This is a genomic window from Phyllobacterium sp. K27, assembly GCF_054796155.1.
Window position 1 is genome coordinate 742,051 of sequence record NZ_JBTWND010000004.1, and the last position, 12,220, is coordinate 754,270.

Below are 12,220 nucleotides of genomic sequence, written 5' to 3' on the forward strand. Positions count from 1 at the left end.
CCATATCGCAGTCAGACCAGCTTAGCCTTGAGATTGCTGGCAGCCATCGCATACCCTCCGGTGGCACCATCAATGAAGTGAATATGGTCATGCGCGAGCGGTGTCGGTACCAGGCAGGTTATCAAAGCCGAGTTTTGTCTGTGCAGGCCATACTGACAAATTCCGTCCTTCGCCGCTTTTTTCAAACGCTGTTCGATACGCGTCAGCCGTGCGGCGTCAATGTCAAGGGTCATCTTCAGTCCGTCATCGAACTTGCGGAAATCAGAATTGTGAACCAGTTCGCGTCTGTAGACTTTGGGATCGAAGCCCCCCGCCGTCAGACCAAATTTGTCCAGTATCACGGTCAGCCCGATCTGAGCGAGAATAGCAAACTTTTTGTAGAATCTTTTCCCAGTCGGAGCAGTTGCTTTTGCCTCTGCATCAATGCCGTGCAATGTAAGTTTGATCGGCGGCCCTTCTTCAGGAATTGGATGGGCGCCGCGACTTTGCTCGGCCGCCACAGCAATCACGTCGGTTACCAATTGCTGGAATCGGGCATCCGCCCCTGATGTGCCAGGTATCGCAATAATGGAAACGATCTCACCATTTCGAGCATGAATGGGATTCCACCTGCAAGACAGACCTGTCAGGTCCGGGCGCGAACCCGGTGGTGCTGGCTTGATCAGATATTTGCCTGCCTTCATTTGAGCTTCGGCCCAACTTGCTCCTCCACCGGCAAACATCGCATAGGACACGTCCGGGCTGACTTTAAATCTGGCTACGCGTACGTCCAGACCGTGTGCGCGGACATCCGCCATTGGGACAAGGGCGGTTCGCAGGTTCAAGTGCAGTTCTTCCTCGACCCAGACTTGCACTGCGGCAAGTGCGTCATGAGCCTTGAGTTCCTGTGATGCAGGGACGGCGACCAAGGCTCCGTCGCCGCCGAATACAAATGGATGGTTCTGCTTCCCCAATGCATTAAGGAGCGCTGATATAACACTCGCTCCCGCCATGTTAACGGCCTTGTAGCGCCCCTGTTTTATGGCTTCGGTCGAGCCCACTATATCTGCTGTGGCCAATATCCAGTCATTCGGCAACGCCTTGTAATTGGAATTGTCTGCAACACCTTCAAACTGCTCGAATACAGGTAATGTTTCGAAAAAATGGTTGGTTTCTTCAGTTGCCATGCCAGACAGTAACACAGGCCGATTATGCAGGCGATGAACAGTTATCATTACTTTAAACATGCAAAAGGTTGAAAATACAATCGCTCTCAACTTGTGCGGGCCGTCAGCAATATGCAACCATATGCTCGCTGCCGATTCTTGCCCGTTAGAACGAGACATTCCTTGTGAGTGCTAATGAAATGCTGGCAAATCATGCTCGCAAGGGGGACTAGTTTGTTATCCAATGCATTTTGATTTAGCCCATTTCCCGGAGTTTCAGGAAGGCTTTTTCGGTAGTTCTGCCAAGCGAGACACGCTGGAGACGCTGATTGACATCCGCGAACAGTTGGGTTGTCTCCATATAACGCATGTTGGTTACTCTAGTCAGGCTATCCCCCATCGCGGGTCCGCCCCGGACGTTTCTGTCACGACAACTTTGCCTTTCAGTTGGGTTATGCGCTACTCGGCCAAGGGATATTACAAGTCAGATCCGCTGCTAGATGCCGTGGTTATGCCACGCCGCCCTGCCCAGGCGGCAGGCGTCATCCGGAATCTGGCGGAGGAAGTCAAAACGTCCTCCCACGTAGAAAAATACTTCTGGGACCGTGAAATGCGAAACACCGGCAAACTGTTTCTGGCAGTCAGTGCTTCCAATATCCATGGCTTCAAAGGGATTACGGAGTTCACGTTCAACGTCGACAAATCTGAACATGCGGGTTTCACTGAGCGGATGCGCCAACGCCTGGTTTCATGTTCGGCCCGTCTGCACACGTCGCTCCACGGCAATCGTAATCCTGCACTTGCTGCCGTTGTCGCGAAGCTGCTAACAAAACGGGAGCTGGATTGCCTTTACTGGGCTGCCAATGGAAAGACGGATGGGGAAATCGGTGAAATTCTTGACATTGCCCGCTGGACAGTTGTGACATACTTGCAAAATGCAAAGAACAAGCTCGGATGCGCCAATCGGACCTCAACCGTCGCAACTGCGTTGGCTCTGGGGGTTATAGAAATGCCCGTTATCGCAAACAGGTTCTAATCAGTCCTTTCCGAAGCTGTGAATTGAGGCAAATGGGCATCTGCGAAGGCAGCTTCAAGCAGCGCTGTATTTTCTGCCGGGCTTCGCCCCGTTTGAGCGAAACGCAAATGATGAAGATCAATAGCAGTAGAATGGGCTGAAATGATCAAGCGAAAATAAGCATTTACGCCCATGTTGCTGAACTCCAGATCAAGCGTCACTGTGGGCTTCGAGTTCCAGTCCAGATGATACTCACCGCCGTGTCCGAACGTCAGCGTATCGGGATAGAAGGTCAATTCTGTGGCTGAGTTGACGATGTCAGCGATATTGCCGAACAGTTCACAGCGGATAAAAGCGATATAGTCGGCCACATCAACGAGCAGAAGGTCTTTGATGACCTCGGTCAGATGGCGCTCTAGAATCTCGACGCGCGTCGCGGAATACTGGGTTTTCTTCATATATTCATCCGACTATCGACAATGTTATTATTTTCGGCGGGTATTAACAAATTGAATAAGCTCAGCTACGGCCTTGTAGAATTCCGGGGCAATTACATTATTGACCTGCACCTGTTTATACAAAGAACGTGCCAACAGCACATTCTCGAAAATCGGTACATCATTCGCCTCGGCAATTTCCCTTATCTTGAGCGCGATGATGTCTTGCCCCTTGGCGACAACGACAGGAGCGGGATCCTGTGCCGGATTGTAGCGAAGTGCAACTGAGAAGTGTGTCGGATTTGCGACGATGAGAGTGGCAGTCGGAACTGACGCAATCATACGCTGCCGCGCGCGGTCACGGCTGAGAGATCTCAACCGTGACTTGAGCAGAGGATCGCCTTCAGCCTGCTTATGTTCGTCCTTGATCTCTTGCCGTGTCATGCGCAGTTCATTGCGCCAATGGATGCGTGACCATGCAATGTCGAAAGCAGCGAGCATCGTAACTGCAATTGCTATCGACGAAAGCAGCCTTGTTATATGGGCTCTGATGAGCTCCGGGAGCTGCCCGGGTTCGGTAATTATGGCATCAACAAAAAAATGGCTGTCGCGGAAAAAGATCATAAAGACGATGATGCTTGCCGCAGCAAATTTGAACGTTGATTTCAAAAACTCAACACGCCCGGATGCCCCGAAAATCCGGCTCCAACCTTTGCCAAGCGAAACCCGCGATACTTGTGGTTCAATACGGTTGAAAACGATCCTCGGCGCATTTTGCAGGACTGAGGCGAGAATGCCCGCGCCGGGGATCAAAATCATAACAGGCAGTAATGCAAGGCCGACGGCTGTCCCGATTATTGCGAACAATTGCCGGGCATCGTCGGCGCTGTTCAACCGCCAATCGTCTGACTTGTCGAAAAGTTCTGAAAGGAATGATGTGAGTTTCGCGCCACTTGGAATCGCGACGAAAACAACAATGATGATAAGCGCCAGGATCGAGGCTAGAATGGGTGCTTCGCGGGAGAAGGGTAAATTACCCTTCTCCATTGCATCGCTGATTTTCTTTTCAGTCGCTTCCTCGGTTTTGCTCTCTTTATCGGTCTCGTCTGACATTTAGCAAGACTGCTCCGTCAAGGTCCGACCTGCTCGGGCTCAAGGCGAAGATCGCCGCGTTCAGCCAAAGCAATTGCGGTACGTGCAATAGAGCGCCTGGCCTCCGTTACGGCATTGGCATTGATATTGTTCGGGCTGGAGAGTTCTGTCTCAACCATGCGGCGCCCGCGTGTCGATAGCGACTGAAGAATGAGTTCCTGGAGCTGCGGCTCACAACCATGCAGGGCTGTGGTAACAACATCGGTCTGAATGTCATCGAAGAGGACAAGCCTTGAGCGTTGCGACAGACGGGCAATGTCCTCGAATGTAAACAGCTTGGCCTTGATCTTTGCAAGGTCGTCTGCACCCAGATCTGTCAGATCACCAAGCAGTTCATCAATTTCCGATTTTTCGAGCTGATTGATAATATTCGCGATCGTGCCGTGGTGACTGTTTTCGGAAGCAGTAGTGTCCTTTCCAGTCACTTCCCGCTGCAAAATGGCTTCGAGCATAGCAGAGACAGCCGGTGCCACCTTACGGATATGCAACGTACGCTGGATCAGTGTGCTTCGTGTCGCCGGTGAAAAACGAATAAGCAGCTTCGCTGCTATGTCGGAAGGCAGGCGGGAAATGACATAGGCGGTGACCTGTGGATGCTGGGCAACGAGATAGGCGTGCAAAATATCGACAGGAATTCGCGGCAGTTGGTCCCAAACGGATTCTTGAGCCAAAAGTTCAGGACGACGGTTCTCAATAACCGCACTTGCCTCATCAGCGGTCAGAGATTCACGCAACAAGCCTTCAAAACGCATGCCAGCTTCGGACACCGGCGCACCATCGGCAAATGCGTTTTCGAACTGCTTTACCAGTTCCTCGAAATCGCCCGGTGTGATGGGTTCGAGCTTGCGCGCGTGTATCGCCAGAGAACGCAAGTCATCCGCTGTGAAATGCTTGAGGAGACGGGATGCAGATGGCCGCCCGATGGCGACGAGCAACGCTGCCACCTTCTCAGGCCCCGATAAATCCTGAATGGCGCTAGAAGCTTCTTCGGTTGCTTGATCGCTCATGGGACGATGCTTAATGTCCGCTACCGATGACTTCAGTCAGGCTGACGCCAAACCTTGAACTGTCATCTTCAAGAACGATCACTTCGCCACGGGCGATAACACGACCGTTGACGACAATATCGACCGGATCGCCAATCTGTTTATCAAGCGTCACAACAGAGCCGCGTCCAAGCTTCATGAGATTCGCGACCGGCATGGACGTACTGCCCAGAACAACCTGTACATCAACAGGAATACCCATGATGAGATCAATATTGGGTTTGGATCCGGCTGGTTTTCGGGCCGGTTGCGGTTCATCGCGCTGAAGTTCTTCAATTGCGTCGTTCAATTCATCTTCGATCGAATTCTTGTCCGATATAGCCATGATGCGAATGATCCCGAATGCGGAGGAGGGGTTAAAGAACGGCACCCGCAACGTCGCTGGAGCGGACGATACGGTTGACGAAAACTGGCAATGTACGCGCTGGTTCGTTCGAACCAACATGCGTTTGCGGTGCCGATTTGAGCTGATCGCTGACAAAATGATTGACAGGGTTCATCTTGATCGTGGGGTGGACTATGTGAGGCGCAGCCGCTGGTTGCTGCATGGCGGCGGCTACGAGCGCGTCTTCATTCAGATCAAGCCGTGCTCGCTTTATCAGCTCCATGGCACGCGCCATTTCCGAACGTACCCGATCAGAGTCTTTGAGGCGTGCTTCAAGCCGGATGCTTTCGTCCCGGCAGATCTCCCGCTCTGCCTGAAGGATGGCCAATGCTTTCTGAAGATTGTTCGCCGAACTTGCGACCTGATTGGCCATAAGCCGACTCATTGCTGTCAGTTTGCTTGCTTTGCGCAGCGCCGCAAAAAACACAATCAATGACACAGCACTTAAACCTAACAAGATCAGATTAACCAGCAGCAAGCTCATCAAGGAGGTCCTCTTCTTCGTTGACGGGATCGGTGATACGAACGGTGAATGTAGTTCCCGCTTTGCCAAGGCGGCACTTGTAAAGCGCCTGATCGCCACTGCGCAGACGGACCTGATCGATTGCATCCTTGGGCAAATGCAGAACTTGTCCCGGACGCAACAGGGCGATTTGCTCAAGGGTCATCGAGCCTTGCTGCAAATAGGCTTCAATTTCGATATGCGCGCGACTGACTTCCAGTCGCAGCTTCTTGGCCCAGGTCGGATCAAGATGATGAGCGGGCTGGCGCAACAGGCGGGCAATTGCGTCTTGCATTGGCCGGAAAGCAGAGCGCGGCAATAAAATGGACAGGTGACCGGAACGGCCCGTTACATTCAAGCCGATGGTGCAAGCTACCATTCGCGCTTCGGTCACCGTGCCTGGCGCAAGGTGGGCAGCTTCGGCAAGCTCACCCATCTGAAAAAGCGGCTCGCCACTGGAGAACATATGATCGAGTGAAGATGTGACATCGCGGAATATTTGTCGCACAATCCCCATATCCACGGATGTGAAGGGTCTCATGGCGGTTGTCGTCTCGGAACTGCCGCCGGAACCGAAGAGAGCTTCAATCCCACAGTCGACAAAGCTCCGGTCGGCGGCCAGGAGAATTCTCGATCCCCATTTTGGCACAGAAACCATTCCCACCAAGGCTGAGCCCTGGATCGCGTCGGTTGCGGCTTCTTTCTCGAGGGATCGAATGTTAAGGAATTCAGCAGTGACAGCCGCATCGGTTTGTGCGGCAATCCTGGTGCCAAGCGACGAGGCCAAATCGCGAAATACCGTTTCAAAGGATTTCAGATCATCGACTGAAAGGCCTGCTGCCCGCAGGATGCTATCCGCCAGTGCGTCAGGTTTTTTGTGCTCGGCCTCGACCTCCATCACAGAACCTTAAGCCGCTTGCTGCGCAGGCGCTGGGGAGAGAGTTTCCTGCTCCACAACGTCAATGGATGGACGATCATAGGCGGAAATAGTCTTGCGGCCATATTCGAGTGCGATCTGGGGCAGGGCACCATTCATGTAAGCCAGCAATGTCTGCTTGACGATAATGTAAAGCCTGTTTTGCTTCTCGCGGGTTGTCTTGATCTTGGTGGCGATCGGGCCCACGACACCGTAGGAAAGGAAGATGCCCGCGAAAGTTCCAACAAGAGCTGCGCCGATGAGGTGTCCAAGAATTTCAGGCGACTCATTGAGAGCGCCCATGGCTTTGATGACGCCAAGAACTGCGGCGACGATGCCAAGTGCGGGCAACCCTTCCGCCACACTGACCATTGCATGATAAGGCTTCAGCTTATCGCGGGATATCGTGTGAATCTCTTCATCCATCAGAGCCTCAATCTCATGCGAACGTGCATTACCGATGATGATCAGGCGACAGTAGTCACAAATGAAATGCGTCAGGTCGTGGTTTTTAAGAACACTGGGAAACGTCTGGAAGATGGTCGATTCATTCGGATTGTCGATGTGAACTTCAACCTCATTGCGCGACTTTGCGCGTAGTTCGCGCATCAGGGCATAAAGTACGCCAAGCACATCGAGATAATCGCGCTGCTTGGGTACTTTATCGGTGAAGGCCTCCATGCAGGCACGCCCGGAATCTTTAACTGCTGAAAAAGGATTGGCCACCAGGAAAGTGCCAAGTGCAGAACCGCCGATAATGACGAATTCCCATGGCTGTATCAGAACTCCAACGTGCCCGCCCATGGCGATAAAGCCGCCAAGCAGGCAACCCATTGTTACGACCAGTCCAATCAGAATACCCAAAACCTGCTCCTGCATGTTCGCCAGTGTTCCAGAGCTATCAAGGCCGGCTTGCGTGAACCTTGCAGCCGGAATGGAGTCTGATTTTCAAAGAACAGGTGAGGCCTCTCCTTGCCACGCCCGCTTTCGCGTCTGGCTATTGCTTGTGGTGGGAAAGACGGGCGGTCATCGAAGCGCGTCTTTGTAGTAATTCAAGCGATCCGAAGACCGCCCGTCCGGCGATTTTGCATTCTGCCCGTTCCGCTTGGGAGGCTTCGGGCTAATCATGAAATGCCATTTGCGGCACGCCATGCGTTCGCCTTGCGCCCCTTAAAGTGCTCGTCCAGCACGCGCCGTTCCTGGTAACGGCAGGGGAACCCTTGGACAGAACTTCCCCGGATAGCGGGTCCGTAACCCGCCATCGGAGGCGCCCATCCTTCCCCAAACTTCGAACGGCTCCGGAAGCTGTTTCCCGCGGGAAGGACACGAGCAGAATAATTCAGCGCGGGAACTGTTGGATAAGTTTTTGGTGATTGTTTTTGGTGATTGTTTTTGGAAGCCTGATTTGCACAAACCAAGTGCGCCCTTCGACAAGCTCAGGATGAGGGAGGTGAGTTGATTGCGTTGAGGTCAATGCGTGGCTCGACAAGCTCACCATGAGGGAAGTCGGTGAACTGCACAGATAACCTTCAGGGCTTCAGAATATGGCTCCCTGCAATCCACAAATCTCCCTCATGGTGAGCTTGTCGAACCACGCACCAGTTCAACTGCAGTCAACTCCAACAGTTTCAGACAAGCTTGATTTGCGACAAACAGGCAAGAGCTTCCTGAAAGGCGCATCATGACCAGTACGATGACGAGCTACCGTTTGATTGCTGCGGACCTGCCGCGCTCACTTGCGCGCATTGCCAAAGAGCCAATGGTACAGCGCGACAGCGACTACTATTTGAAAAACATCGGCAAGGTGAAAACCATCGATGATCTGATGAAGGATACCAAGCTATATAATTATGCATTGAAAGCCTTCGGGCTGGAAGATATGGCCTATGCCAAAGCATTCATCAAAAAAGTTTTGACTGAAGGTGTCGAGAACAGGGAAAGTTTTGCCAACAAGCTGACCGATACCCGCTACAAGGAATTTGCCACAGCTTTCGATTTCGCCAAACTGGGCGACAAGACGACCGAAAACCCTGCTGTTTTGCAGCGCGTTGTTGATAGTTATGTTCAGATGACGCTTGAACAGGAAACTGGCAAGCAAAGCGACGGCGCACGTCTGGCGCTTTATTTTTCCCGCAAGGCTTCATCCATCACCAATGCCTATGAGATACTTGGCGACAAGCGTCTGCTTGCGGTCTTCCAGACAACCTTCAACATCCCCAAACAGACATCCGCACTTGATATTGATCGTCAGGCCAAGATGGTCGAGGAGAAACTTGATCTCAAGGATTTGAAGGATCCAGCGAAGGTCGAGAAACTTCTTGTCCGGTTTACAGCCATGTATGACATGGCCAATCCCAGCACGAATATGGCTCCCTCAGTGCAATTGTTTGGCGGGGCGGCGGAAATCGGTATATCGCCCAGCATTCTTGCAACCCTGCAATCATTCAAACTTGGAGGGCGCTGATGGAAAATTCCATTTATGTAGGCCTTTCGTCACAGATATCGCTGGAACGCCGGCTGGATGTGCTGGCACATAATGTGGCAAACATGTCGACACCCGGATTTAGGGCAACCGGCATGAAGTTCGATGCGATGGTGTCAAAGGCGGCCAAGAACTCCAGCTTCGTCAGCGCTGGTGAAAGCTTCATCAAGACTGAAGCGGGACCGATCAATCAGACTGGCAATCCGCTCGACGTTGCTGCCAAGGGAAATGTCTGGTTTTCGCTGCAGACACCTGCGGGGCAAGTGTTTACCCGTGACGGCAGAATGAAGATGTCGACAATCGGAGAGCTGCAATCGGTCAGGGGATATCCCATACTCGACGCCGGAGGGCAGCCGCTGATCATTGATCCCAATGGCGGTCCACCGGAAATATCTTCGGATGGTGCGGTTTATCAGAATGGCCGTCAGCTTGGTGCCATTGGATTGTTCACGATCGATCCTGGTGCAAAGCTTAGCTATTTCGATAATTCTTCAATCATACCGAGTGTTGCCGCCCAGCCTGTGATTGATAATCCAGATGCCGGTGTCATCCAGGGCGCGGTTGAAGGCTCCAATGTTGATGCTATCAGCGAAATGACCCGGCTGATGAACGTTACCCGGGCATTCGAACGTGTGAATGCATTGCTCAGCGGTAGTGAAGCGACATTCACGAGCGCTATCAAAACCCTCGGATCATCGTCTTGATGTCCTGCGTTTCATGACTGCGCTTGAGAATGCTCTACAGACTATGAATACCGGGGCAATGAAGCTCGACAGTCTGTCGCGCCTGATGTCACAGGCAAACCAGGCGTGCAAATCTATTGCTGTTGGCGGATATGTCAGCGAAGTATCGCGATCGGCAATCGGGGTGAGGGGTATCTCGGACAAGGTGCAGCTCGGCGATCTCGTGATGATCCGATGTGATCAGCAGCTTCATCCTGCGGAAGTCGTGCGGCTTGAGCAAACTCAAACATTGATCAAACCATTTGACGACCGGATTACGCCATCGCTGGGCAGTCCGGTGTTTCCTGAAGGCCAATTTCGCATCGCACCTGCACCCGATTGGAAAGGCAGGGTTATCAATGCATTGGGTAAACCGCTCGACGGAAAGGGATTGATGACCGCTGGCCCTGAAGCAGTGCCCGTCGACTGTGCGGCGCCTTCTGCGATGAACAGGAACCGCGTGGAAAAAGGCTTGCGCAGCGGCGTCAATGTCGTCGACGTCTTTGTGCCCATGTGTTTTGGCCAGCGTATGGGTGTTTTCGCTGGTTCCGGCGTCGGTAAATCCACACTGCTTGCGATGATGACCAAAGCCGCCGATTTTGACACAGTTGTTCTTGCACTGACCGGTGAGCGTGGGCGCGAAGTGCGCGACATGCTTGAAGACACAATGGCTGGCAAACTGGACAAAACCATTGCCGTCATTGCCACAGGCGATGAAAGCCCGATGATGCGGCGACTTGCGCCCAACACCGCTACTGCGATTGCCGAATACTTCCGTGATCGCGGCGATAATGTGCTACTGATCGTGGATTCGATTACGCGCTTTGCCCATGCGGCACGGGAAATCGCTATTGCTGCGGGTGAACCGCCAGTGTCGCGCGGTTATCCGCCGAGCGTTTTCAGCCAGTTGCCGCGGCTCCTTGAGCGGGCAGGGCCGGGTTTGCAAGGCCACGGCACGATTACCGGCCTTTATGCTGTTCTTGTCGATGGCGACGACCATAACGATCCCATTTCAGATGCCATTCGTGGCACACTGGACGGCCATATCGTGCTCGATCGAGCCATAGCGGCCCAAGGGCGGTTTCCGGCAGTCGATATTCTGGGATCGATATCACGTCTGGCGCACCATAATTGGACTCCGGATCAGGCAAAGCTTGCAACCAGCTTGCGCGGTCTGATCTCAAGGTTTGAGGAAACGCGCGATCTTCGCATGATCGGCGCCTATCAGGCTGGCAGCGACCCGCAGATTGATCAGGCCGTTCATCTTGTGCCGCTTATTTACGGAACAATGCAGCAGACGCCAGCCTCACCGCTGTCTCAGGATCCCTATAGCGACCTTGCTACGGCCTTGCGGCCAACGGAGCAACCATGACAAAACAACAACCGAACACGGCAAATTCCGCACCGATTGATCTTGAGACGCCTTTACCGAAGCAACGCGACAAGCGCTTCGACGGTTATCTGAAAATGGCGGGTTTTGTGTTGGCGGTGGTGTCCTTCGTCCTGCCATTCGTCATGTACTACGATGTCCTTGATGCGCGTGCCAAGCCCGAAGCTTCCGGTATCCAGGTGCGTGATCCACTCAACCGAACAAACCAGAAGGTTGTACGCGAGACACGGGGAAAGGGCACCTCCACATTACCCAGTTCGAGCGAAGAGCTTGACCCGATGACAACGGCCACAACGTCAGAGCTGACAGCTGACAGGCTCTCCAAGATCAAGGATGCAAGCGAACAGCCTTTTCCAGGAAAACCACAATTTCTTGTTCGTGAGGTTGTGGGCGGACTGGTGATGATAGAGGACGAAACAGGTTACTGGTTCGTCGAGAAAGGCTCGCCCCTGCCGGACGGAAGCACATTGGTGGCCATACAGCGGGGAACAGCGCCCGGAAGTTGGAACATCAAGACTTCCGACGGGGATGTTATCGACAGGACATTCTAGAGCAAATTGGCTGAAGCTGACGCCGCCGCAAGTCTCACGCAAGCCTGGCTGCGTATGTATTAAGAACGGGTTAATCGGTTCGGCTGCGGGGAGCACATGCAGGGAATTCATCTGTTCGATCTGGCATCGCGTCAGGCTGAGTGGCTGTCAGTAAGACAGGCAGCGGTTTCAGGAAATGTTGCCAATGCAAATACGCCAGGATTCAAGGCTCGCGATGTCGAACCGTTCCATGACGTACTTGCCCAGTCGCAACTAACAATGGCCGCGACCAATTCGAAACATCTGGAAATCGATGCCTCAGGCATTGCGGCAACTGCCCTGCGCAAGGATGCAGTGACCGAACAAAACCACTCCAAAAACACCGTCAACCTCGAAATGGAGATGGTGAAATCCGGCGAGATCAACCGCGAGTTCGCGCTCAACACCAGCATCGTCAAGGCGTTTCACCGCATGATGATGTCATCCGTGAAGGCATAA

General features: G+C 53.1%; 14 protein-coding genes. 6 read left to right on the top strand and 8 right to left on the bottom strand.

The window, feature by feature from the left end; all coding sequences use genetic code 11:
- Window positions 1-11: 11 nt before the first annotated feature.
- Complete coding sequence (locus ACYJL1_RS24975; RefSeq protein WP_460899776.1) at window positions 12-1,166, bottom strand: DUF3095 domain-containing protein; 1,155 nt, start codon at window positions 1,164-1,166, stop codon at window positions 12-14.
- A 223-nt stretch (window positions 1,167-1,389) separates the two neighbouring features.
- Between ACYJL1_RS24975 and ACYJL1_RS24980 the strand changes: the two genes are divergently transcribed.
- Window positions 1,390-2,181 (top strand): helix-turn-helix transcriptional regulator, encoded by a 792-nt coding sequence (locus tag ACYJL1_RS24980; protein WP_460899777.1) that lies wholly within the window; start codon window positions 1,390-1,392, stop codon window positions 2,179-2,181.
- Here the strand turns inward: ACYJL1_RS24980 and ACYJL1_RS24985 are convergent.
- Genes ACYJL1_RS24985 through motA form a run of 7 tightly spaced genes read right to left on the bottom strand, consistent with a single transcriptional unit; the run spans window position 2,178 to window position 7,462 of the window.
- Entirely contained in the window at window positions 2,178-2,618 is a 441-nt protein-coding gene (locus tag ACYJL1_RS24985; protein ID WP_460899778.1) for a hypothetical protein, read from the bottom strand. The genes ACYJL1_RS24980 and ACYJL1_RS24985 overlap by 4 nt on opposite strands.
- A gap of 27 nt (window positions 2,619-2,645) precedes the next feature.
- Window positions 2,646-3,710: an EscU/YscU/HrcU family type III secretion system export apparatus switch protein gene (locus ACYJL1_RS24990; protein WP_460899779.1), complete on the bottom strand. Its 1,065-nt coding sequence runs from the start codon at window positions 3,708-3,710 to the stop codon at window positions 2,646-2,648.
- A gap of 17 nt (window positions 3,711-3,727) precedes the next feature.
- Window positions 3,728-4,756: a flagellar motor switch protein FliG gene (locus ACYJL1_RS24995; RefSeq protein ID WP_460899780.1), complete on the bottom strand. Its 1,029-nt coding sequence runs from the start codon at window positions 4,754-4,756 to the stop codon at window positions 3,728-3,730.
- A gap of 10 nt (window positions 4,757-4,766) precedes the next feature.
- Complete coding sequence (gene fliN, locus ACYJL1_RS25000) at window positions 4,767-5,120, bottom strand: flagellar motor switch protein FliN (protein WP_460899781.1); 354 nt, start codon at window positions 5,118-5,120, stop codon at window positions 4,767-4,769.
- 31 nt (window positions 5,121-5,151) lie between these two features.
- A complete protein-coding gene (locus ACYJL1_RS25005) occupies window positions 5,152-5,664 on the bottom strand; it encodes a BAB2_0123 family type IV secretion system effector (protein ID WP_460899782.1) in 513 nt (170 codons plus the stop codon).
- Window positions 5,645-6,580 carry a FliM/FliN family flagellar motor switch protein gene (locus tag ACYJL1_RS25010; protein ID WP_460899783.1) on the bottom strand — a complete coding sequence of 312 codons (936 nt, stop codon included), beginning with the start codon at window positions 6,578-6,580 and terminating at the stop codon, window positions 5,645-5,647. Before ACYJL1_RS25010 ends, ACYJL1_RS25005 begins: the two co-directional genes overlap by 20 nt.
- A gap of 9 nt (window positions 6,581-6,589) precedes the next feature.
- Window positions 6,590-7,462 carry a flagellar motor stator protein MotA gene (gene motA, locus ACYJL1_RS25015; protein WP_460899784.1) on the bottom strand — a complete coding sequence of 291 codons (873 nt, stop codon included), beginning with the start codon at window positions 7,460-7,462 and terminating at the stop codon, window positions 6,590-6,592.
- An 817-nt stretch (window positions 7,463-8,279) separates the two neighbouring features.
- Between motA and ACYJL1_RS25020 the strand changes: the two genes are divergently transcribed.
- The 5 genes from ACYJL1_RS25020 to flgB all read left to right on the top strand — a co-directional run bounded on the left by ACYJL1_RS25020 (window position 8,280) and on the right by flgB (window position 12,220).
- A complete protein-coding gene (locus tag ACYJL1_RS25020; RefSeq protein ID WP_460899785.1) occupies window positions 8,280-9,062 on the top strand; it encodes a DUF1217 domain-containing protein in 783 nt (260 codons plus the stop codon).
- A complete protein-coding gene (flgF, locus tag ACYJL1_RS25025; protein WP_460900007.1) occupies window positions 9,059-9,784 on the top strand; it encodes a flagellar basal-body rod protein FlgF in 726 nt (241 codons plus the stop codon). Before ACYJL1_RS25020 ends, flgF begins: the two co-directional genes overlap by 4 nt.
- 85 nt (window positions 9,785-9,869) lie before the next feature.
- Window positions 9,870-11,174 carry a flagellar protein export ATPase FliI gene (gene fliI, locus ACYJL1_RS25030; RefSeq protein ID WP_460900008.1) on the top strand — a complete coding sequence of 435 codons (1,305 nt, stop codon included), beginning with the start codon at window positions 9,870-9,872 and terminating at the stop codon, window positions 11,172-11,174.
- Window positions 11,171-11,743 carry a hypothetical protein gene (locus tag ACYJL1_RS25035; RefSeq protein WP_460899786.1) on the top strand — a complete coding sequence of 191 codons (573 nt, stop codon included), beginning with the start codon at window positions 11,171-11,173 and terminating at the stop codon, window positions 11,741-11,743. The genes fliI and ACYJL1_RS25035 overlap by 4 nt, the downstream gene beginning before the upstream one ends.
- A 96-nt stretch (window positions 11,744-11,839) precedes the next feature.
- Window positions 11,840-12,220 (top strand): flagellar basal body rod protein FlgB, encoded by a 381-nt coding sequence (flgB, locus tag ACYJL1_RS25040; protein ID WP_460899787.1) that lies wholly within the window; start codon window positions 11,840-11,842, stop codon window positions 12,218-12,220.